This window comes from Chryseobacterium indologenes, assembly GCF_002025665.1.
GTDB lineage: Bacteria > Bacteroidota > Bacteroidia > Flavobacteriales > Weeksellaceae > Chryseobacterium > Chryseobacterium metallicongregator.
The window spans coordinates 2,012,725-2,034,250 of the sequence record NZ_CP018786.1 but is presented as its reverse complement, the minus strand read 5'-3'; the positions used below and the strand labels follow the sequence as shown (position 1 = coordinate 2,034,250).

Below are 21,526 nucleotides of genomic sequence, written 5' to 3'. Positions count from 1 at the left end.
TGATATGTGTTAGTCAAATTTTCCATTTTATTCTGGAAATGTCTTTATTTAGCGTTTCTGGTTGTAATTTGTTTTTGTCAAAAACTTATTTTCGACAGAAATATTTGACAAATATATAAAAATTATGTCAAATCAAACTTCATTAAATCATCAAGATCTTTCAAAAGTGGATTTTTTTCTATAAATTTTTCAAACATTTTTCTTTTCGTCACCACCTCAATCTTCAGATTTTCAACGTCTCTGACGTATTCTACCTCGATAATATGGTTCTGAATTTTTCTTTTAAAATGATTAAAAAATTCTCCACTTATTTTATCAAATTCTACTTTTGCAGAATCTGAAGGGAACAAAACTTTGATTTTATGCTCTTCAGCTTTTACCAGTTTGAAGGTCTTAACTGCATTAAATACAAAATTATTTTTTACCTGAAGCTGTTTAAGCATAATTTTCCATTCCACCTGCAGATCTGTATCTGTAAAATGGTTCTGAGGAAGATTATCAGTTTTTACCACAACATCTTCTGTTGTTTCTACGTTATCTTCTTTATTCAAAAAGGAATTGATGCTGAAACCGGAAGAGATTCCCGGTCTTGACAATGGCTTGGTGGTTTTTGTTACTGAAACTTCCTGAACTGCCTGGGAAGCAGCAGGTTGTTGTCCTGTTTTAATTTCTTTCTTCTCCTGGGCCTTTTCCGGCATCTTCACCTCCTGTTTCTCACTGAGAAACGGAGCCAGTATCAGGAACTTTTTTTTTTAGTATCACCTAAATTAGCTGTCAGTGAAGCCAGCTGCATTAAAGCAATTTCAACCGTAAGTCTTGGGTTTTTGGAATTCTTATAATTAATATCTGCATGGTTACAGATCTCAATGCCATCAATAAGCTGCTGGGCGGCCCATTTCTGTCCTTGCTCTACAAATTTAGCCTTTGTTTTCTCTCCTACTTCAATGAGTTCCATGGCGGAAGTATTCTGTGCCATCATCAAATCTCTGAAATGATTTCCTAATCCGGCAATGAAAATATGGGGATCAAAACCTTTTTTCACAATCTCATTGAACGCAAAAAGCACTTCAGGAATTTTGTTTTCCTTCGCAAGATCCACAATGTTCAGATATTGATCATAATCCAGAATGTTGAGTACTTCTGCGGCTTTTGCCAGTGTAATATTTTTCTGGGAGAAGGTAGAAAGTCTGTCGAAGATAGAAAGTGCATCTCTTAATGCGCCATCTGCTTTCTGAGCAATCAGATACAGCGCGTCATCTTCATACTGAATATTTTCTTTTTGGGCAATATCTTTCAGATGATTCTGGATGTCTTCAATGGTAATTCTCTTGAAGTCATAAATCTGACAACGGGATAAAATTGTTGGAATAATTTTATGTTTCTCCGTTGTAGCCAAAATAAAAATAGCATGAGCAGGCGGCTCTTCCAGCGTTTTCAGGAAAGCATTGAAAGCGGCAGAAGACAGCATATGAACCTCATCAATGATATATACTTTGTATTTACCAACCTGAGGTGCAAAACGTACCTGATCTATAAGTTCTCTGATATCATCTACAGAGTTATTGGATGCTGCATCCAGTTCATAGATATTGTAAGCAAAGCCATCTTCTGAAACCGAGCCATCTTTCTCATTGATCTTTCTTGCCAGAATTCTGGCACAGGTAGTTTTACCCACACCACGAGGACCGCAAAAAAGTAATGCCTGAGCTAATTGACTTTCTTCAATTGCATGTTCTAAAGTATCCGTAATATGGGATTGCCCTACAACCGTATCAAACTCCTGAGGACGATATTTTCTTGCAGATACTATAAAATTTTCCATTGGCCAAAAGTAAGAAATATAGTTTTAATTTGAAAATTAAAAGTTTTCAAATTATTAACAAAAACGTATTTCTGCTCAAATCGGAAAACTTTTAATTTCTATTTCTTTTTGCTGTATGCAAAGTCGATCAACTCAACAATAGCGGCTTCAACCTCTTTTCTTCCTTCTTCAGTTTTCAGATCAATACCACAAAACTTATTGGCGTTGTATCCTGTATAAAGGTTGAGATAGTAAGCTCCAGACACAATCAAAGCCATAATTGCTCTGTGTCTTGTTGCTACTCCTTCACCAAAGTAAGGATCTGAGATGTTTCCAAATAAAACCTCTCCTACTTCTTCACGTTGTTCAACCAATTTCTTAAGAATAGGCTTACTTTCCGAAAGCTCCCAAAGGATGATCTTCTGAAGTTCTTTATTTTTCTTCAGGTTTTCGAACTGGTTCAATACAACCATTTTAGTAAGTTCGTGCCCACCGTCCGAGAAATCCATATCAACATCCTGGTTGACCTGGCTCCAGTAATCCTGAGATTTGATATATTCATCGATCAGTTTATCAGTACTTCCAAAGTACTCATAGATCAATTTTTTATCAAATCCGGCAACGGCAGCTATCTTGCTTACTTTTAATCCGGAATATCCTTTTACTCTTAAAATTTTACCAACTGCAGCAAGCAGTTTCTGCTTTGTTTTTTCTTTGTCCCTAATGGGGCCCTGCACTACTTTTCTAGGCATAATTATTATTTTTTCGCAATATGCAATTTTTTATTAATATCATCAAACGCATTAAGCGTTTTGTCGAGATGTTCTTTTTCGTGTCTTGCCGTTACACTCATCCTGATACGTGCGTCTTTTCTTGGTACAGCCGGATAAAGAATCGGGTTGGTATAGATTCCCATTTCTATTAGTAGTTTTCCTACATCTCCTGTTACATAAGGATCTCCAATTTTTACGGGAACGATCGCGGAGCAGGTAACTCCTGTATCTAATCCTAAATCATCCAGTCCTTTTTTGAAATAATTGATGTTATCCCAGAGTTTTTCTCTCCAGATAGGTTCTTCGTCAATTAAATCAATGGCTTTAACAATTCCTGCGGATGATGGTGGAGCTGTGGCTGAGAAGATCTGCTGGCGTGAATGGAATCTTATAAAGGCAGCTATTTTTTTATCTGCAATGACATAACCTCCCAGATTTCCAAATGTTTTGCTGAATGTACCTGTGATGATGTCTACTTTATCCAATAACCCAGCCTGCTCCAAAGTACCTCTTCCGGTTTCTCCAAGGATGCCGACACCATGTACGTCGTCTACCATTAGAAAGGCATTGTACTTTTTCACAAGGTTATAGATCTCATTAATACGGGAAGTATCACCATCTTGGGAATACACTCCGTCCACAATAACGAGTTTCGTACGGTACAGATTTTCAGATACCTTCAAAATGTGTTCCAAAGATTCCAAATTATTGTGCGGAAATGTTTTTTTATTGGTAAAAGCACATCCTTCATGTACACTGGCATGCACTGCCATGTCTAAAATAGCAAGATCTTCTTTCTGCATTAAACACTGTAAACTAGCGCTGTTAGCAGTATATCCGGTAGTAAACACTACGGCTTCATCTTCTGTTCTTTGAAAAAAACTTGAAATTCTTTTTTCTAAAGCATTGTGATAATCAAAGTAGCCACCGATAAGGGGCGTAGCTCCTGTTCCCGTTCCATATTTCTCTATTCCTTCGATAGCAGCCTGCTTTACTTTCGGGTGTTGTGTAAATCCTAAATAATCACTTGATACAAAACTAACAAATTCTCTGTTTTGGTCTGCAATATTTACATTCAGTATTGCATTGGTTCCTGAAGTATTCTTCAGTCTGTAATTCATGTGTCCGTTAGACTTTACAAAGTCTAAATATTCATAAAAAATTTCAGCTCTTTGAGCCATATCATTATCTGGTATATTCTCAAAGTCTTTAATAGTTGCTGTTGTGAAATTGATGCTCATCCTTAATCTTGTTTGTTGTGGTTTAAAAGAAACAAATATATAACTATTTAAAAGGCTTAAGTGCCTCTGTTAAGATTAAATATTATTAAAGACACAATATTTTTATCTTATTATCTGGAAACCAAAGTATTTAAATATACATCTATCTTTTTTAACGTTTTCTGCTTTTGAATTAATTAGTTTTTTCTTACCTAAATTTAATAAAAAAATCAAACAATAAAGAAATATTAATACATAAATAATAAAAAATTGTAATTATTTTTCACAAACGACTCATTTATAAAAGATTATTTTTTTATTATTTTAACATTTTAATTCACTAAACAGCCTTTAAAACACATCAATCCGAACGTTCAAATCCCTACTCTGAGACAAAAACCAGCGCAAATCTCTTGCAACAACAATATTAAACAAAAAAAGTAGTCAATTTAAACTTTTTTGGAATTTCTGAAATTTCCGGGAGTAAAGCCAGTCATTTTTTTGAAAAATTTTGAAAAATTGGAAGGATCATAAGTAAAAATACGGGCAATTTCTGCCACAGACTGATCGGATCCCACGAGCATTTTCTTGATCTGATCAATAATTTTTTCATCGTAAAAGGAGCAAGGGTGCTGTCCGGTTTCTTTTTTAACGGTATCGGTAAGGTGCTTATGGGATATAGCGAGCTCTCTGGCGATCTCATTCAGTTCCATAAATTCAGGAACAACACCGGAAATAACCTCCTGAATGTGCTTATCTAAAAAAGTAAAATACTGGCGGGTAATTTCTTCGCTTCTTTTCATCGTGTATGTTTCTTGCTAATGTGTATTCAAGATATAAATTTAATCATTAAGATACAAAATAACAAGGTAAGCTTTTCGGATATTTCAAGCTGGATATTTAAGAAAAACTGTCTTTAAAAGCTTGTGTAGAATTTTTTACTTTTAACTTTTCCAGGATATTCTGACGGTGTCTGTTGACCGTATTGACGCTTATAGAAAGAAGACCTGCAATTTCTTTGCTTGCATATCCCTCTCCAATCCATTTTAAAACCTCCAATTCTCTGAGGCTTAAAATATTTTTATAATCAAGTTTATCTTTTACAACTACTTCCCCTTTTATCATATTAACAATCATAAAATCAGGAACACCAGATGAAGTCAATGCAATATTATAAAGACAAAGAGCCAGCCTAAGCCTGCCGTTATCGGGCGAATAAACATAAAACATACGGTGCTTCACCCATCTGTAGTCTTCATTTTTATCTTTCATTCTTATTTTTGAAACCACACTATATGCCGTACGTTCTTTTAATTCCATGGTATCCAGCAATTTGAAAAAACGGAGTTCATGGATGTATTTTTTCAGGCGGTCATCAGGATGTATCTTTTTCAGCATTTCTTCTTCCCAGATAGAGTCTATTTCTGTAGGGTTTTCATCCATCTTTAGCCCAAGTTCGTCTGCTGCCGCAGATTTATAAATAAAACTTTTATTCTCCTGCATATCGCTCAGCACAGATATTGCACCTTCCATCTGAGAGTATGCTAATGCTCTCTGTTTATAGATCTCTAGATCAAGTTGGCATTTTTTCGAAGCGTTATCCAGTAATTGATCACTAAGTTGTTCACGGATTTCCATAATGGTTATTTATCAGTATTGACGCAAATAAAGTTTAATAATACTTTTGCTAAAATAATAATTTACCCTTAGAACTTATCCCAAAGAGAATGAAGAAACTGATTTTCGGCTTTTGCATCTTATTCCTGATTCAAAAGTTTTCCGCCCAGAGTCTTGAGAAAATGACATGGTTTAATGAACCTGAAAAATGGGAAATCAAAAATAATAGCCTTTCTGTGTTTGTAACACCACAGAGCGATTACTGGAGGGTTTCACATTATGGATTTACGGTAGATGATGCCCCTTTTTACTACACAACATATGGCGGTGAATTTGAGGCAAAAGTAAAAATAACCGGCAGCTATAAAGCAAGATTTGACCAGATGGGGCTTATGCTGAGAACAGATCAGGAACATTATATCAAAGCCGGAGTAGAATTCGTAGATGGCAAATACAATCTCAGCACTGTGGTCACCCATAATAAAAGTGACTGGAGTGTCATTACATTAGAAAAAACGCCCCCAGCTATATGGATCAAAGCAGTAAGAAGACTGGATGCTGTTGAGATATTTTATTCTTTTGATGATAAAAATTATATCATGATGCGAAATGCGCCTCTTCAGGATAATATTCCTGTAATGGTTGGGTTAATGGCAGCCTGTCCGGACGGAGAAGGATTCACTGCGGTTTTTGAAAACTTCAGAGTAAAACATCTGCCGGATCAGCGCAGACTCAAGTGGCTTGAAACCCACCAATAACGATTGAATTACACTTCAATATACAGTCAATTTTATTCACCTCCCATCATTTCCGGGAGGTTTTTTTTGATTTAAAAAGGATTCTGAATGTTTAAAAATAAAAAAGAGACTGTTTACTTTTAGTACAGTCTCTTTTGTTTTTGAGATAAAAACCGTTTGTGTTCTTAGAATCATTATTTTGACAATAAAGCTTCTTAATTGTTGTGAGAATATTTTTGCAAAAATATGAATATCCATAAGCCCTGACAAAGTTATCATGTAGAATAAACCATCTTTTTTTTGTCGAAGTTTTACTACAAAATCAATTAAACAAAACTTTAACCATTAATTTAAAAACTAATAAAATTATTCAAGCACGAAAATATTTCTCATTTATAAAATTCTAAAACAATTCAGAAATCCAGCACAATACAGAGATCTACAAAAGATGATTTAAAATGAATGTGATATAAATTTATCACTTATTATTGAAATATGATAATTTGTCAAAAAAAATTGAATGGCCTATTGTCTGCAATACATGATAAAACTTATAGAAAACAAAATATGCAATACTAATTTATCGCCATAATTTCACTATTTTTACACGATCAAAAAATATAAAACACAAAAGACCAGAAAACTTCAATGATAAAAATTTATTTTCAATCGTTCCTGCCCTTTAAAAAAACTTTGACTTGTACAAATACTATTATTAACCGTCTATTGCATTAGCAGCAGATATAGATCAGTTTTGCACATATATGAGAGTTTGGGCATTAATTTTTGCTTGTATCTATCTAAACATTTCCGGGCAGCACTATACATCTACGTGGTATAACATAGATAACGGGCTTCCCCAAAGCAGTGCAAAGGCCATTGTCAAAGACAAATATGGCTTCATCTGGATTTCTACTGAAAACGGGCTGGTACGGTATGACGGGAGCTCTTTTATTACCTTTAATAATTTCAGGGTAAATAATCTTCATTTTGGTGAGTTTATAGGAGATCCCTGCCTTGACAGCATCACCGTTCTTAATAATTTCCAGGAAAATAAAATCATTATCAGAAACAGGTTTCCAAAGTTGGCAAGCCTTACTAAGGGTGATAAAATGACCTATTCTAACGGTACAGATATCCTGCATCGCATTGCCAATAATATCATTACATCGGATTTCTATAATGACATCCAATATTTTATTCAGCTTAGAAATTCTGTTTATCATTTTACAGAAAAGAATGCCATCATCTATAAGGAAGGAAAAAAGGAAATAAAAATTGCTTTTCCTTTTACCAATAAAGACCTGAACTATATTTTTGTACTGAATAACCACCTGTTCGTCAATGATCTGAAAAAAAGAAAAACCTACTCCATCTACAAAGGGCACCTTTCTGTTTCTGATAAACCTACACTTTTTAATCATCCTGACACTAAAATCTATTGGCAACAGATCACCAATCAGACTTTTATTATCAATCATGACAATATTTACCTTTTAGAAGGAAATGAAAAGGATCTCCGTTTGAAATTTCTTGTCAACTTTGAAGAAATCGGTAATCACTCATATTGCTCCATGTACTATGATGAGAGTTTCAACAAATTGTATCTGGGAACTCTTAATAATGGATTGAATGTGCTGCAACTTTCCAATTTCTATGTTTCAAGGAAAGAGGCCGATTTTTCCAGTAATGTATATTTTGCATCACTTCCTTTCAGTAAAAATACGATTATTGCTGAGGACGGAACAGAATTCGGACGAAATGGGATTGTAAAAAACCATCTATTCGGAAACAATGACAATTATCTGATGATGTATGACCATTCCGGAAATATTCTGATCAGAAAACGAAACACTATTATCAGGTTTTATAAAAATTCAGGGTACAAAAAAAAGGATTCTACTTTTGTTAAAAAAGGGCTTGAAACGTTTATGAAAAGCGGAAATCTTTATGGAACTACCTTTACAGATCTTTCAGGAACTCAGCTTCATCTTTACAGAAAGGACATATTTAAACAACCGGATTTTACCTATACTTTTAAAAGTTTTGTCAATATTTTTTATCAATACAATGAGAATGAAATTCTGACAGGAAACAGTGACGGACTTTATTCTATCACACTTGGCAGCAATACCATAACTCCGTTAATCAAAAACATACATGTCAAAAGTATTATCAGAACAAAGGACAATCTGATATGGATTACTACAAACAAAAACGGATTCTATCTTTTCAGGAATCACAAGCTTATCAAGATGCCAAACGACGTGAACGATTATCTCCAGTCGGCTCATTATATTCTTGAAGATCAGAAAGGATATTATTGGATTTCTTCGAATAATGGAATGTTTAAAGTCGCTAAGAAACAATTACTGCAGTATGCGGAAGGCAAAAAAACTCCGGTTTTTTACTATCGTTTCACTAAAAAAGATGGTTTTCTGACCAATGAATTTAATGGAAGTTCAGAACCTAATGCTTACGCTCTTGAAAATGGAGATTTTGTGTTTCCTTCCATGGATGGTTTTGTATTTTTCAATCCGGAAAATATTCAGACTTATTATCCTGGAAGAAATAAAATTTACATTGAACGGGTAAAAATAGGAAATTCTGAACCTCAGTATTTTCATCAGATCCTTGATTTGAAAAATGATTACAAAACAGCGGATGTCTTTATTGATATTCCTTATTTTTCCAATCCTGAAAACCTTTATATAGAGGCAAAAATATCAGGAAAAGAAAATACCGAATGGGAAAAGATTGCCACAGGAAAAGAATTAAAATACACCATCAGCAACCTTTCTCCCGGAGATTACTCCTTGAGTGTAAGGGTATTGATTTCTGCTGACGGGAAATATGAAGAAAAGACCATACGTTTTAAAATCCAGCCTCTTTTTTATCAGACCTTGCTTTTCAGGGTTTCTGCGTCCATTATTATCCTTATTATCATCATCATTATTGTTCAGTTAACCACTAATTTTCTAAGGATAAAAAATAAAGCTTTAAAACAGATTGTTCATAATAAAAACTCTGAACTGAAGGAAACCTCTCTTCACCTGGAGGTCGTAAAAAACAACCTGCAGAAAGAAACGGAATATCAGAAGAAACTTGTGGAAACTATCAGTCATGACATTACCACTCCGATCAGATTTATTGCCATGCTTTCTCAGAAACTGCATGAATCTGATGATGTAGAACTTCAGAAAAAGTACTTTGACAGTATTTATAAATCTTCTGAACAACTGTATCAGTTTACCCTGAATTTGAAAGAGTACACTGAACTTTATAAGGCTGAAAATATTTTTGAAGAAAAAGAATATCCCATCAACAGAATTCTGGAAATCAAGAATAAATTATTCTGTGAAATTGCAAAAGAAAAAGGGACTACAATTACCAATCTTACTGAAGGTATTATATTTTCTAGGGTAAACGAAAGTATTTTAACTGCTATTATTCATAACATCCTTGATAATGCAGTGAAAAATACCTTTGAAGGAAATATAACCCTTACTATTACCGAAAATCCACAAAAATCCACCATACTCATTACTGATACAGGAACAGGAATGTCTGAAGAACAGATTTCTATTTATATGAACCTGTTCAGAAATCCAAAACTGGAAACACCCAGCTTTAAAGGAAAAGGATTGGGTCTGCATATGGTTATCCATCTGGTAAAAAAGATCAATGCTGAAATGAACTTCAGACAAAACCATCCTAAAGGAACTGTTGTGGAAATAACACTCAAAAAAAACTAATCTTTATGAATGAAAGAATTTTAATCGCTGATGATCATTATGTGGTAAGAGCAGGAACCTCTCTGGTTCTTGAAACTGCTTATCCGGGGCTGAATATAGATTTTGCGGAAAATTATGACCAGGTGAAAAAGAAGTTGGAAAATCAACGGTATGACCTTATTATTTTAGATATTGATATGCCGGGAACTCAGTATAAAAAAATGGTCCCGGAGCTTAAAGATATACAGAATGACCTTAAAATTCTCATATTCTCAGGATATGACAAAGATGTAGCCATCCAATATATCAGAGAAGGTGCTGAAGGCTATCTGAATAAACAAAGCAGTGAAGAGGAAATTAAAAATGCTGTGAAAACAGTAATTGAAAAGGGATATTTCTACCCTGCAGAGCTGATTGGTCTTATTATTCAAAACAAAAGAAATAATCCCGTAGAAAAGTTGTCGTCCAGAGAATACGAAATCTTCAAACTTCTGGCGGACGGTAATGGCAATCTGGAAATTGCCAACAGGCTCAATATTCAGATGTCTACAGTAAGTACTTATAAAAAAAGGATTTTTCAAAAGCTTAATGTTGGAAATATTGCAGAACTGATCAAAGTCTATGAAATGATGCATTAAGAAAACGGGGCCGGAACTTCATAGTATTCCAGCCCCAGAAAAAACACAAATCTCATTAGATTTTTAAACAGCTAACCCATTGATTTTGTATAATTTTATAGAATCATTGTATTTTTAGAATCTTCAGGCAACAAATTAATACAGTCTCTGTACAGAGAGAAACAGTTCTCTAGTGTTGTCAGAAGTATTGGAATCTGTGGTTGTAGCATCACTGCTTCCCGTTGTAGATTTATTATCTACGCGGAATGCATAATACACTCTGTACCACCTTGGTTCCGGTTCTTGTATGGTAATATCAAATGTTACAGTCTCATTATGAGTCTGAGTAAGATAAACACCATCATCAAATTGCCTGTAAGCACCTGGTGATAATTTAATATTTCCGTTGTCAGAATCACCGGTATGGGTAGACATTTCTGAGACCCAGATTTTCACATCTGAAGTTCCTACATTATAAAGTCTCGGATTAAAAGTGGTAGCCGCTCCAGTTCCTGCTGAACTGCTGTTAAATTGCGCATCAAGTCTTAGGAAACCTCCCAGAACAGGAAGGTCAGTAAGATAGGTACTGGCTAATGTGGTGGCCCCGGAAGTACCTGCAGGAATGCTTCCATGATAGTAGATCAGATCTCCAATGGTAATGTCATCATCTTTTCCTCCGAAAGCAAACTTCCAGGTTGTTCCGTTGAACATGTAATAACCGGCTTTATCTACTTTTGCCGTTTTTACTGAAGGGGCAGTTACAGCCTGAGTTACATAGACCAAAGCTCCGGTTTGAGCCGCTAAATAGACATCGTCTTTAGCTCTTAACTGGTCTCCTGTCATTCTGGGAGCCATTACACCATCAGGTACGGTAGCCACGTCTGGTTTTCCTTCCACATGTAATGTTACTTTAGGAGAGTCCGTATTGATGCCTACCTGGGAATATGCAGCTATTGAAAAACACATCATTATGCTGGCAAGAGGTAATTTTATTTTCTTCATTTTAGTATATTTGTTTAAAAATTATTTGATTTATTTAAGGAATGAATAAATCATGTGAGGTCAATTGACAGATCATCAATCAGCCTCTTATTGAGCTAGCTGGTGCAAAGTTACCGGCATTGATAAATCAAATTCATGAAGAATCAATGAAAAACCGGAAACGGCTCAACAAAACACAAACAACTAATAATCAAAATATTAACCCAGTCATTTTTCGAAACTTGACTGATATGGAAACTTATTAAAATGATTTAAAATTATCTGTTACCACAAATGACCACCGAAAAAGACATAAAAATTGAACACTACAAAAGACAGCTCGTTTATTATTATAACATTCTGATGTCTGTCATTCTTGCTGTATTTGGTTTGATATACACCTTTATCATTCCGGATAAAATAATGGCCTGGTATCTTTTTGGTGGACTTTTTTTAATGGTCTATACGTATCTTATTGTACGTAAAACCTACTCGGTGAATGTAATGGTACATTCCTACATCATTATTGCTACTCTTTATAATTTCTACATTATGCTTGCTTTCTGGAACAATTCTATTGCAAGTTTTGTGTGGCTTATCCCGATTCCTCTTGCTGCCTACGTTTTCTTCCAAAGAAAGTATGTCTTCATTTACAGCATGTTTGTTTTAGTGAATATTATTGCGGGATACCTTATTTCCAAAACCTTCAGCTTTAAATTCCCGATACACAGACCTGAAGACGTGAGAATTACTGATACCATTCTTATGATGTCTAATGTGGCAGTAATATCACTTCTGCTCTATTTTAAAGATAAAATAAAACGTGTTGAAATTTACCATGAAATTGAAGAAAAGAATGTACATACAGTAATTCAGCCAGTTTCGGTGACAGAGAAAACACCCTTTGCAGATGAATTGTTTGAAAAAATTGAGCATGTCATGAGAGAAAAACAGCTGTATAAAGATGTCAATTTTAATATTTCAAAACTTTCTACAGAAATGGACATTAACAGCAGTTATATTTCAAAATCAATTCGTGCAAAAGGATATCCCAATTTCAATAATTATCTGAATATGCACAGAATTGAGTGTGTAAAAAGGTTGCTTAATGAAAATGATATTGAAAAAGTTACCCTTATGTACATTTACACAGAGGCTGGTTTCTCTAATCAGTCTACCTTCAACAGGGTTTTCAAACAGATGGAGAACACTACTCCTTCAGAATACATTAGCAGCCTGCAACTTCATTGATTTGTTTCACCAATCAATATCATTGAAATAATGATTTTTAAATTCGGAAAATAATCAGGAAATTTACAAAACTTAATTTTTCTGTCAAACCACTGCATTTATTTAATGGCAAATCATAATGAATTCATCTGAAAAAGCTCTTCAGGGAAGCCAACGTCTCCGATATATAAAACTTTGTATATTCTTTTCCGGGCTGTCAGTTTTTGCACAACTTTATCTTTTTCAGCCGATGCTGCCCATGGCGGCAGAACAGTTTGGAGTGTCTGTAGGTGATACTTCCCTGCTGGTATCATCATCCACAATAGGTATGGCATTGGGATTATTGTTTTTTGCTTTTAAAGCTGACAGTTATTCCAGAAAAAATCTGATGGTCTTTTCATTGATTTCATCTGCCATTCTCACCATTATTTCAACCTGGATTCCAAGTTTAAGCCTCCTGATTGCCATCGGAGTATTGAAAGGTTTTGTTGTTTCCGGAGTGTCCGCAGTTGCTCTTGCCTATCTTACAGAAGAAGTGAGCGCTCTGGCAGTACCGGCAGCCATCAGCATGTACCTGAGTGGGAATACAATCGGTGGAATGAGTGGAAGAATAATGGCTACTCTGTTTGCTGGAGAATTCGGATGGCGTAATGCTGTTCTTCTGATTGGTGTAGAAAGTTTCATTCTGGGAGCTGTATTCTGGAAAATGTTTCCGGAGTCAAAATTTTTCAATCCACAGAAAACGGATTATCACCTTAAGATAAAACAGATGAAATTTTTCCTTACCAATCCTTATATGCTCCGTTTATATTTTACTGCGGCATTACTGATGGGAGTTTTTGTGAGCGTTTATAATTACCTGACATTCAGATTAGAAGCAAAACCATTTTCATTAAGCCATTTTATCATTGCCTTTATTTTTCTGATGTATATTTTTGGAGTTTTCGGGACAATGATCGTAGGTCGCCTTTCAAGGAGATTTCCCATGAATAATATTCTTAAAGCATCCATCCTGTCTATGATTATCGGAGCTGCTTTATTGTTGTCTGAAAATATTTATATCCTTATTTTTGGACTCGGGCTTTTTACTTTATCATTTTTTGCAGCACATACTATGGCCAGTCAGATGACTGCTTTGTATGCCAAACGTGGAAAATCATCAGCAACTTCTATTTACTGGCTGTTTTATTATTTTGGTTCAAGTATTCTGGGAAGTGGTACCGGCTATCTGCTTCATGCTTATTCCTGGAATGTCTTCATAGGAGTTCTTATGATATCCGTTATTATAGCTCTTCTTCTGACAACTTTTAATACCACTCCAAAAGCAAGAATAAAAAACTAGTACCACATACATACCACATCCTGTTTTTCACGGAAAGCTGATAATTCGCTTATGAGTGTACTATTTTAACATATCATTAATTTTTTATAGCAAAAATTTAACCTAATCTTCACTAAAACAAGGCTTAACAATACAATGCCGGGCATACTATTTGCTGTTTATTTGAGACCATATCATCAACTAAAATTCAAAATATTATGAACGTAGCAGATCTAAAAATCAAGAACTTGGTCGAGTACAAAAATCAGATTTATACCATCACTGAGATCTTTCACAATGTTGAGCAGGCTTATTTTGTTAAAATTGAAAATGATATTCAAAGTATTTCAGTTCCGGCAGCCTCTATCAAGCCCATTAAGATCACTGAAGAATGGCTTGAAAAACTAGGATTCTCAAGAACGTACAGTTCAGAACAGAGCATCCGGTATGAAAGACCGGAATCCTTTATAAAATATGATATAGACCTGAGTTCCAGAAAAATACTGGAAGGACTAAAAATATACGGGAACGCCATAAAATGTAAATACATCCATGAGTTTCAGAATATTTTCTCAAGCTTATTCGGAAAGGAAACTATTTCACATTATGGTTATTTGAAAACAGAATCGTAGTTAAATAGTTCTTAGTTGAGGAAGACCACAATTTAGCCCGTAAATTGTGGTCTTCTTATGTATAATAGCTTCATGTAAGTAAGTCCTGATAATTTAATATTTCCGTAAATTTGTTCCCGTACACTATCAGTACAAGACTTCATAATGGATACAGATATAATACTTTCGCAACTCATAGAACACTTTAAGGAAATTGTCTTTTTAGAAGAGAAAGATATTGACTGTATCCTATCCAAATTAGAAATCACACAGCTTAAAAAGAAAGACTATCTGCTTCGTGAAGGGCAGGTATCCAGACATATGCGTTTCATTGCGCAGGGAAGTCTGTATGCATATCATATTGATGAAAAAGGAAAAGAGAATACCACCCAGCTAGGCATTGAAACCTGGTGGGTAAATGATCTTTACAGCTATCTGAGTGAGCTGCCTTCAAGAATGTTTATTCAGGCTAATGAAGATACCACCATCATCCAGATCAGTAAAAGCAATCTGGAATTACTGTACAAAGAAGTTCCGGCTATCTCAGAATTCTGGCGTCTGAAAATGCAGTCTGCCTATGTTACTTTACAGGAAAGAACTTTTGAGCACTCTCGCGTTGATGCCTACACCAAATACAGAACATTTGTCACTACTTACCGTAATATCGAGCAGCGTTTCCCTCAATACATGATCGCTTCCTACCTTGGAATAACGGTAGAATATCTGAGTTATCTGAGAAAAAAACACCTGTCTGATGTTTCTTAAGATTTCTTAAGTTTATTCCCCTCCAGCCCGAATAATTTTGCTCTCAGAAATTTAAAGAGTGAAATATGAAGGCAAAAATTATCGCTATAACAGCTCTGGCATCAGCTTCCTTGAACCTGAATGCACAGAAACTTTCCTATACCCCGGATCTTGTTTTAGGACATCGTTCCTATACTTATATGCATAATGTCAATTTTCAACTGAATGACCGGTTGAAATTGAACAATCTCACCTTATTTGATACAGAATATACCAAAGACAAAGAGAATATATTCTTCATCAGAAATACCCTATCCTATTCTCTTACCAAAAGATTGAGTGCCAATGCTGCATTTGGAATGAAAAACCCGGGAGCATTTTTCAGTGCTTACCTGCAGTATAAGATTATCCAACCCTCCTATTCTCTCTCCTATTCTATAGGAACTACGTATCAGAAAGGGTTTTCTCTGGAACAATCTATATCATTTGAGTACACACCTTATCTGACAGAAAATTTCAAAGGATATTTCAGTGTACTCGCTATTGGGAATATTGATGACAGCGGATATCCCAGAGGTTTGCAGTTTATCAGACTAGGAGTAAAACAGGATAAAATGATGTACGGACTGGCTTCCAATTTCGACCAGTTTAATAATGGAAAAAAGACCCTGGAAAATATCGGGGCATTTGTAAAATATAACTTTTAAATAATGATAAGAAATGAAAAAGAACATTGATTTAGGACTACTTATTACCAGAGTAGCAATCGGGTTTCCCATGTCTGTTTATGGAATCAGTAAGTTGATTAACGGAATTGGGTTTATTCAAGACATGATGATCATGCATGGCTTACCATCATTCTTTGCCTATGGTGTGTTTGCCGGAGAAATTATAGCTCCTGTACTGCTAATCATAGGATTCAGGGCTCGTCTTGCAGGATTGATCTTTGCTGCCAATTGCTTCACGGCTACCATACTGGCACAAACAGCCAATATTTTCAAGCTTAATGAATTTGGAGGCTGGGCTTTGGAACTGCTTGTGATTTATATGCTTGTAAGTCTAAGTTTTTTCTTTACTGGTGCTGGAAAATATGCCGTTTCAACCCAAAATAAATGGGATTAAAATTCCCCCACAAAAACTTTCTATTCATTGATAAATCAGAATCTCAGGATTCTGGTTTATTTTTTACCAAATGACAATAAAAACAGGCATTAGACACCGGTTTCATTCCGTATTTTTACAGTAACCTTAATCGTTAGTCATGAAAGAAGTAATCGTGTATCAAATTGATTCCTTTACCAAAGAAAAATTCAAAGGAAATCCTGCCGGAGTTGTATTAAATGCAGAAAATATGACCTCTGAGGAAATGCAGCTTATCGCCAGAGAACTGAACAATTCTGAAACCGCATTTGTTTTTACATCTGATTCTCAAGAAGAAAACTTTGATTATAACGTTCGCTATTTCACTCCTACCACGGAAGTTCCATCCTGCGGGCATGCTACCATTGCAGCACTGTATGCAAAAGCTCAGGAAGAGCAATTGGATTCCTGTACCATTAGAATTAAAACACAAATCGGAATATTACCGATTTATATTGAAAGAAAAAACAATGATTATCTCATCACGATGACACAGGGAAGTTTTGAATTGAGTCCTGTTTTTGATGTTCAAGCCACTCAAAAAATTGTGCAGGCTTTGGGATTGACCATAGATGATCTTGATGAAAAATGTCCGGTACAGATTGCTTCAACAGGCCATTCAAAAGTAATGATCGGCATCAAAAGCAATATAATTTTAAATCAACTGACACCTGATCTTTCAGCTTTAGCAAAGCTTAGCAAAGAAATCGGATGTAACGGATATTTTGTATTTACTTTCGATACAGATGAAAAAGATATTTTAACCAATGGAAGAATGTTTGCTCCAGCCATCGGTATTTCTGAAGATCCGGTGACTGGAAATGCTAACGGTCCTCTGGGAGGTTATCTTATTCAAAACAAAATCAAAGAAGCTGCTGATGGTATTTTTGAATTCACTGGAAAGCAAGGTGAAGCTATCAACAGGATTGGTAAAGTAAAAGTAAAGGTCAGTATCAAAGACAATCAACCTGATATCATACATATCACCGGAAGTGCAGTATGTGTTTTCAGAACGACTATGAATCTGCAATAATACCGATATTAAGAGAAAAATGTCCCTATTGAAGACCATTGATCGTCATTAAAGGTAAAATAAAAATTGGGCAGACCCTTTTCATATACCATGACAAATCCGAAGGAAATTACTCCACATTTATTCAGAACCGAATACAGCAAAATCGTTGCGGTGCTTTGCAAAATATTTGATATAAAACATATCGAAATTGCGGAAGATATTGCCAGCGAAACTTTTCTGAAAGCTTCAGAATATTGGGCTGTAAACGGAATTCCTGATAATCCTGCAGCGTGGCTTTACACAGTGGCCAAGAATAAAACAAAAGATTATTTCAAACACCTTTCCGTGGTTGAAAAAAACAAACAGGAAGATATAAAAACAACTGAAATGGAGTTTCCAGCAATAGACTTTGATACCAAAAACATCTCCGACAGTCAGCTGGAAATGATTTTTGCGATCTGCACCCCAGTCAATTCTCAGGAAACCCAAATATCTCTGGCATTGCAGATTCTCTGCGGTTTCAGCATAGAGGAAATTGCCAATGCTTTTCTCTCCAAAAAAGAAACCATAAAAAAACGATTACAGCGGGGGCGACAAGCTCTCAGAACGCATCATTTTACCATAGATTCTTTGAGCGAAAAGGATATTTATCAGCGTTTGGAAACCGTACTGACTACTTTATATTTGCTGTTTAATGAAGGGTATTTTTCCAGAACTAATAATCTTTTAATCCGGAAAAACCTTTGTCTGGAAGCGATAAGACTTACTCTGATTCTTACTGACAACACCTTTACCAACACCCCTAAAACCAATGCTTTGCTCGCTTTGATGTGTTTTCAGAGTTCAAGGCTGGAAGCGAGAATCAATGATGAAGGAGAAGCTACTCTTTTTGATGAACAGGATGAATCATTGTGGGATCAAGCTTTGATTGAAAAAGGTAACTATTATCTGATAGAAGCCTGCCAAACTCACAGCAATGAAGTTTCAAAATACCATCTTGAAGCAGGAATTGCGTATTGGCATACTACATCTGCCAGCCAAGATAAATGGCAGCATATTTTAACCCTTTACAATCAGCTTATCATTATTGAATATTCTCCTGTTACTGCTTTAAACAGAGCTTTTGCTTTTTCCAAAGTCTATGGAAATGAGAAAGCACTTGCTGAAGCAGAAAAACTCAATCTCATCAGCAACGGGTATTATCATGGTTTACTTGGATATTTATATTCTGAACTTCATATTGATAAGGCGATTCATCATTATGAAGAAGCGATTCGTCTGACCCAATCAAAACAGGAAAAGCAGAATTTACGGAAACATATTCATCTTTTACAACATCCAAACTAAAATATAAATAAACCGCCTTCCGATCAATAACCGGAAGGCGGTTTTAATTATTGATCGTCTACCGTATTGAGAAAAAAATCTTCTTTTCCTATAAGGTATGTATTAATCAATGCATGCCTGTTGATCTCGATCCGGTCACCGTTGGTAATTTTATATTTCTTCAGCAACGGTTTTTGATTAAAATAAACTGCATCAGAATCAAGCAGGAAGTTCAATTTATAGGATGAAAGACCTAAACAGGTTCTGAGTACTGTTGAAACTCTCATATTAAAATTAAAAAGAGACTGTATTTGAAACGAAACTACCTCGCTCTCCATATGGATAAGATCTTCTACCGGAAGATTGGGATACAGAATTTCATACTCTACACTTTCCCAGTCGGCCTCTACATTATTTTTTCTTCTTATTTCCTGTGAAAAGGCATATTGCCAGGCAATTTCCGTATTGTTTTCTGAAAATTTGTTGAATATTTCTTTACTGATAGATTCTGTTCTGATTCTTGAAAATACCGTCATATTATAGGTGTTGTTACATTTTACACATCGATAAATCAGCCATATATCAATATTCTTTTTCTGCGCATTCAGTCTGAATTTATCGCTGCATTGAAATCTGTCGCTGCTACATTGATTGCATTTCTTTTTGAGTAAGGGAGTATTTTTCGCTTTTACCTCCCAGATATGTTGGGTATTCATTACTTATAATCGTGCTTAATATTCTTTGTTGGATTTTTTCCATAGTATTCACGCATTACAAGGGTTACATATATCCGGATTATAGCTCAAAGATTATTTCTTAAGCCATGGTCTTGCTGTATATTTCAGTTTTGATCAATACTCAAAGCAAAAACAGCAGATAAAGTCACCTTTAGGTAATACGATAAAATAATATGATGAAATAAAAACCTGTTCGGGTAGAATTACCCAAACGAAAGAACGATCAGCCTGTGGTTACTGAGACTGATACTAAGCGAAAATAAGTTTAAGAGAGGTTCTCAAAACGAGTTATTTACTTGGTTATGATAAAAATAGTCAATTTTATTGAAGAACAGAGCATTTTCAAAGGTAAATTCAAAAAATAAAATGGACAATCTATAAAATGGACTATACAACAAAGAAAAATTGAACTATACAACAAACCTATCCTTTCCGTTTCTGCCGAACTTTGTGGTATTAAAATCATCAAAATGAGACAGATTAATAAAATTTACATCAACGGCGAATTTGTTACGCCAAAAGGAACAGAGACTTTTGATCTTATCAATCCGGTTACCAATCAAAAAACAGGAGAAGTGCTTCTGGGAAATGAAGAAGATACAAGAATAGCTATTGCAGCTGCAAAAAAAGCTTTTAAAACATTTTCAAAAACAACAAAAGAAGAACGAATCAGCCTACTTAGAAAACTACACGCAGCCGTAAGCAAAAGAGAAGATGAACTGGTTTCTGCTATGGTGAATGAATATGGCGGAACATTACAATTCTGCAGAATGAGTGTTCAAAATGCAATCTCTGCCTTTACAGCCACCATCAACACCTTAGAATCTTATGATTTTGAAAGAACGGCAGGACATTCTAAAGTACGTTTTGAATCCTTAGGTGTAGTTGGAATTATCACTCCATGGAATGCCAGCAACAGCTTCATCTGTAATAAACTGGCTACTGCCATTGCTGCCGGATGTACAGCCGTCATCAAACCTAGTGAAATGAGTGCTGCACAAACCCAATTGCTTACTGAATGTTTTCATGAAGCAGGGTTACCTGAAGGAGTATTCAATATTGTCAACGGGTTAGGAAATGTAGTCGGAAATGAAATTACACAGCATCATGATATCGCTAAAATATCTTTCACCGGATCTACATTAACGGGAAAATCAATTGCTAAAGGAGCTGTAGACACCATGAAAAGAGTAACCTTAGAACTTGGAGGAAAGTCTCCTAATATTATCCTGGAAGATGCCGATCTTGAGAAAGCAATTCCTATGGCAGTTTTCGGGGCTTATATGAACAATGGACAGGCATGCATTGCTCCTACCCGCCTTCTTGTTCCGAGAAACAAACTGGAGGAAGTAAATGAACTGGCTAAAAAAGCTGCAGGACAGGTAAAAGTAGGAAATCCTAACGAAGAAGATACTCTTGTAGGTCCAATGGTAAGTGCCAAACAATTTGAAAGAGTACAAAGTTATATCCGTCTGGGACAGGAAGAAGGTGCTGTTCTCCTTGCAGGTGGTGAAGGTAAACCGGAAGGTCTTGAAAATGGTAATTTCGTGAAAGCGACCATCTTTACCAATGTTCGTAATGATATGCGTATTGCGCAAGAGGAAATTTTCGGGCCTGTACTGTCTATTATTCCTTATACCAATGAAGAGGAAGCTATTGCTATTGCCAATGACACCACATATGGTCTGGCAGCTTATATCAGTTCTGCCGATCAGGAACATGCAGAACGTGTAGCTGCACAGATTGATGCCGGAAGAATCTGCATTAATGGGTTTGCCCATGATCCTTATGCTCCTTTCGGTGGTTTCAAACAAAGTGGTATCGGGCGTGAGTTTGGTGTATTCGGATTGGAAGCTTATCTGGAACCCAAAGCAATTCTGGTTTAATATGATATTCTTCACAGCAAAATATTCTTATGATTG

At 35.4% G+C, this 21,526-nt stretch carries 20 protein-coding genes; 12 read left to right on the top strand and 8 right to left on the bottom strand.

Going from position 1 to position 21,526, the window contains the following annotated elements; all coding sequences use genetic code 11:
• Nucleotides 1-122: 122 nt before the first annotated feature.
• The 6 genes from BUE84_RS24810 to BUE84_RS09180 all read right to left on the bottom strand — a co-directional run bounded on the left by BUE84_RS24810 (nucleotide 123) and on the right by BUE84_RS09180 (nucleotide 5,432).
• A complete protein-coding gene (locus tag BUE84_RS24810) occupies nucleotides 123-698 on the bottom strand; it encodes a hypothetical protein (RefSeq protein WP_238594394.1) in 576 nt (191 codons plus the stop codon).
• Between the two features lie 38 nt (nucleotides 699-736).
• Complete coding sequence (gene dnaX / locus BUE84_RS09200) at nucleotides 737-1,822, bottom strand: DNA polymerase III subunit gamma/tau (protein WP_079241382.1); 1,086 nt, start codon at nucleotides 1,820-1,822, stop codon at nucleotides 737-739.
• A 98-nt stretch (nucleotides 1,823-1,920) separates the two neighbouring features.
• Entirely contained in the window at nucleotides 1,921-2,553 is a 633-nt protein-coding gene (locus tag BUE84_RS09195) for a TetR/AcrR family transcriptional regulator (protein ID WP_034698548.1), read from the bottom strand.
• Nucleotides 2,554-2,558: 5 nt separating this feature from the next.
• The gene (locus BUE84_RS09190) at nucleotides 2,559-3,815 is read right to left on the bottom strand and encodes an aminotransferase class I/II-fold pyridoxal phosphate-dependent enzyme (RefSeq protein ID WP_079241381.1); all 1,257 of its coding nucleotides are present in this window, start codon (nucleotides 3,813-3,815) and stop codon (nucleotides 2,559-2,561) included.
• 428 nt (nucleotides 3,816-4,243) lie between these two features.
• On the bottom strand, nucleotides 4,244-4,597 hold the full coding sequence (locus BUE84_RS09185) for a helix-turn-helix domain-containing protein (RefSeq protein ID WP_079241380.1): 354 nt from the start codon (nucleotides 4,595-4,597) through the stop codon (nucleotides 4,244-4,246).
• Between the two features lie 97 nt (nucleotides 4,598-4,694).
• Nucleotides 4,695-5,432 (bottom strand): LuxR C-terminal-related transcriptional regulator, encoded by a 738-nt coding sequence (locus BUE84_RS09180; protein WP_079241379.1) that lies wholly within the window; start codon nucleotides 5,430-5,432, stop codon nucleotides 4,695-4,697.
• A gap of 89 nt (nucleotides 5,433-5,521) precedes the next feature.
• Between BUE84_RS09180 and BUE84_RS09175 the strand changes: the two genes are divergently transcribed.
• From BUE84_RS09175 to BUE84_RS09160, 3 genes are all read left to right on the top strand, one after another.
• Nucleotides 5,522-6,169, top strand: a complete 648-nt coding sequence (locus tag BUE84_RS09175) for a DUF1349 domain-containing protein (protein WP_079241378.1) — start codon at nucleotides 5,522-5,524, stop codon at nucleotides 6,167-6,169.
• Between the two features lie 743 nt (nucleotides 6,170-6,912).
• Nucleotides 6,913-9,903, top strand: coding sequence for a sensor histidine kinase (locus tag BUE84_RS09165; RefSeq protein ID WP_079241376.1), 2,991 nt, complete (start codon nucleotides 6,913-6,915; stop codon nucleotides 9,901-9,903).
• A 5-nt stretch (nucleotides 9,904-9,908) separates the two neighbouring features.
• Nucleotides 9,909-10,520, top strand: coding sequence for a response regulator (locus BUE84_RS09160; protein WP_079241375.1), 612 nt, complete (start codon nucleotides 9,909-9,911; stop codon nucleotides 10,518-10,520).
• Between the two features lie 135 nt (nucleotides 10,521-10,655).
• Here the strand turns inward: BUE84_RS09160 and BUE84_RS09155 are convergent, their stop codons facing one another.
• Complete coding sequence (locus BUE84_RS09155; RefSeq protein WP_079241374.1) at nucleotides 10,656-11,501, bottom strand: hypothetical protein; 846 nt, start codon at nucleotides 11,499-11,501, stop codon at nucleotides 10,656-10,658.
• A 273-nt stretch (nucleotides 11,502-11,774) separates the two neighbouring features.
• Between BUE84_RS09155 and BUE84_RS09150 the strand changes: the two genes are divergently transcribed.
• The 8 genes from BUE84_RS09150 to BUE84_RS09115 all read left to right on the top strand — a co-directional run bounded on the left by BUE84_RS09150 (nucleotide 11,775) and on the right by BUE84_RS09115 (nucleotide 18,888).
• Nucleotides 11,775-12,731, top strand: a complete 957-nt coding sequence (locus BUE84_RS09150) for a helix-turn-helix domain-containing protein (protein WP_079241373.1) — start codon at nucleotides 11,775-11,777, stop codon at nucleotides 12,729-12,731.
• A gap of 118 nt (nucleotides 12,732-12,849) precedes the next feature.
• Nucleotides 12,850-14,052 carry an MFS transporter gene (locus BUE84_RS09145; protein ID WP_079241372.1) on the top strand — a complete coding sequence of 401 codons (1,203 nt, stop codon included), beginning with the start codon at nucleotides 12,850-12,852 and terminating at the stop codon, nucleotides 14,050-14,052.
• A gap of 197 nt (nucleotides 14,053-14,249) precedes the next feature.
• On the top strand, nucleotides 14,250-14,663 hold the full coding sequence (locus BUE84_RS09140) for a hypothetical protein (protein WP_079241371.1): 414 nt from the start codon (nucleotides 14,250-14,252) through the stop codon (nucleotides 14,661-14,663).
• Between the two features lie 144 nt (nucleotides 14,664-14,807).
• Nucleotides 14,808-15,407: a Crp/Fnr family transcriptional regulator gene (locus BUE84_RS09135; RefSeq protein WP_079241370.1), complete on the top strand. Its 600-nt coding sequence runs from the start codon at nucleotides 14,808-14,810 to the stop codon at nucleotides 15,405-15,407.
• A 65-nt stretch (nucleotides 15,408-15,472) separates the two neighbouring features.
• On the top strand, nucleotides 15,473-16,093 hold the full coding sequence (locus BUE84_RS09130) for a hypothetical protein (protein ID WP_079241369.1): 621 nt from the start codon (nucleotides 15,473-15,475) through the stop codon (nucleotides 16,091-16,093).
• 13 nt (nucleotides 16,094-16,106) lie between these two features.
• Nucleotides 16,107-16,508, top strand: coding sequence for a DoxX family protein (locus tag BUE84_RS09125; RefSeq protein ID WP_079241368.1), 402 nt, complete (start codon nucleotides 16,107-16,109; stop codon nucleotides 16,506-16,508).
• 139 nt (nucleotides 16,509-16,647) lie between these two features.
• Complete coding sequence (locus tag BUE84_RS09120) at nucleotides 16,648-17,559, top strand: PhzF family isomerase (RefSeq protein WP_079241367.1); 912 nt, start codon at nucleotides 16,648-16,650, stop codon at nucleotides 17,557-17,559.
• A gap of 90 nt (nucleotides 17,560-17,649) precedes the next feature.
• Complete coding sequence (locus BUE84_RS09115) at nucleotides 17,650-18,888, top strand: RNA polymerase sigma factor (RefSeq protein ID WP_079241366.1); 1,239 nt, start codon at nucleotides 17,650-17,652, stop codon at nucleotides 18,886-18,888.
• A gap of 47 nt (nucleotides 18,889-18,935) precedes the next feature.
• Here BUE84_RS09115 and BUE84_RS09110 read toward each other — a convergent pair whose 3' ends face one another.
• On the bottom strand, nucleotides 18,936-19,583 hold the full coding sequence (locus BUE84_RS09110) for a DUF1062 domain-containing protein (RefSeq protein ID WP_079241365.1): 648 nt from the start codon (nucleotides 19,581-19,583) through the stop codon (nucleotides 18,936-18,938).
• 491 nt (nucleotides 19,584-20,074) lie between these two features.
• Here BUE84_RS09110 and BUE84_RS09105 point away from each other — a divergent pair, with 491 nt between their 5' ends.
• A complete protein-coding gene (locus BUE84_RS09105) occupies nucleotides 20,075-21,490 on the top strand; it encodes an aldehyde dehydrogenase family protein (RefSeq protein WP_079241364.1) in 1,416 nt (471 codons plus the stop codon).
• Nucleotides 21,491-21,526 lie beyond the last annotated feature (36 nt).

What these genes read in the sequence shown, in the direction of transcription:
- BUE84_RS09105 (WP_079241364.1), top strand. Translation starts at nt 20,075, where the DNA reads ATGAGACAGATTAATAAAATTTACATCAACGGCGAATTTGTTACGCCA.
- BUE84_RS09160 (WP_079241375.1), top strand. Translation starts at nt 9,909, where the DNA reads ATGAATGAAAGAATTTTAATCGCTGATGATCATTATGTGGTAAGAGCA.
- BUE84_RS09195 (WP_034698548.1), bottom strand. Translation starts at nt 2,553, where the DNA reads ATGCCTAGAAAAGTAGTGCAGGGCCCCATTAGGGACAAAGAAAAAACA.
- BUE84_RS09140 (WP_079241371.1), top strand. Translation starts at nt 14,250, where the DNA reads ATGAACGTAGCAGATCTAAAAATCAAGAACTTGGTCGAGTACAAAAAT.
- BUE84_RS24810 (WP_238594394.1), bottom strand. Translation starts at nt 698, where the DNA reads ATGCCGGAAAAGGCCCAGGAGAAGAAAGAAATTAAAACAGGACAACAA.
- BUE84_RS09135 (WP_079241370.1), top strand. Translation starts at nt 14,808, where the DNA reads ATGGATACAGATATAATACTTTCGCAACTCATAGAACACTTTAAGGAA.
- BUE84_RS09180 (WP_079241379.1), bottom strand. Translation starts at nt 5,432, where the DNA reads ATGGAAATCCGTGAACAACTTAGTGATCAATTACTGGATAACGCTTCG.
- BUE84_RS09175 (WP_079241378.1), top strand. Translation starts at nt 5,522, where the DNA reads ATGAAGAAACTGATTTTCGGCTTTTGCATCTTATTCCTGATTCAAAAG.
- BUE84_RS09185 (WP_079241380.1), bottom strand. Translation starts at nt 4,597, where the DNA reads ATGAAAAGAAGCGAAGAAATTACCCGCCAGTATTTTACTTTTTTAGAT.
- BUE84_RS09165 (WP_079241376.1), top strand. Translation starts at nt 6,913, where the DNA reads ATGAGAGTTTGGGCATTAATTTTTGCTTGTATCTATCTAAACATTTCC.
- BUE84_RS09190 (WP_079241381.1), bottom strand. Translation starts at nt 3,815, where the DNA reads ATGAGCATCAATTTCACAACAGCAACTATTAAAGACTTTGAGAATATA.
- BUE84_RS09145 (WP_079241372.1), top strand. Translation starts at nt 12,850, where the DNA reads ATGAATTCATCTGAAAAAGCTCTTCAGGGAAGCCAACGTCTCCGATAT.
- dnaX (WP_079241382.1), bottom strand. Translation starts at nt 1,822, where the DNA reads ATGGAAAATTTTATAGTATCTGCAAGAAAATATCGTCCTCAGGAGTTT.
- BUE84_RS09150 (WP_079241373.1), top strand. Translation starts at nt 11,775, where the DNA reads ATGACCACCGAAAAAGACATAAAAATTGAACACTACAAAAGACAGCTC.
- BUE84_RS09120 (WP_079241367.1), top strand. Translation starts at nt 16,648, where the DNA reads ATGAAAGAAGTAATCGTGTATCAAATTGATTCCTTTACCAAAGAAAAA.
- BUE84_RS09110 (WP_079241365.1), bottom strand. Translation starts at nt 19,583, where the DNA reads ATGAATACCCAACATATCTGGGAGGTAAAAGCGAAAAATACTCCCTTA.
- BUE84_RS09130 (WP_079241369.1), top strand. Translation starts at nt 15,473, where the DNA reads ATGAAGGCAAAAATTATCGCTATAACAGCTCTGGCATCAGCTTCCTTG.
- BUE84_RS09125 (WP_079241368.1), top strand. Translation starts at nt 16,107, where the DNA reads ATGAAAAAGAACATTGATTTAGGACTACTTATTACCAGAGTAGCAATC.
- BUE84_RS09115 (WP_079241366.1), top strand. Translation starts at nt 17,650, where the DNA reads ATGACAAATCCGAAGGAAATTACTCCACATTTATTCAGAACCGAATAC.
- BUE84_RS09155 (WP_079241374.1), bottom strand. Translation starts at nt 11,501, where the DNA reads ATGAAGAAAATAAAATTACCTCTTGCCAGCATAATGATGTGTTTTTCA.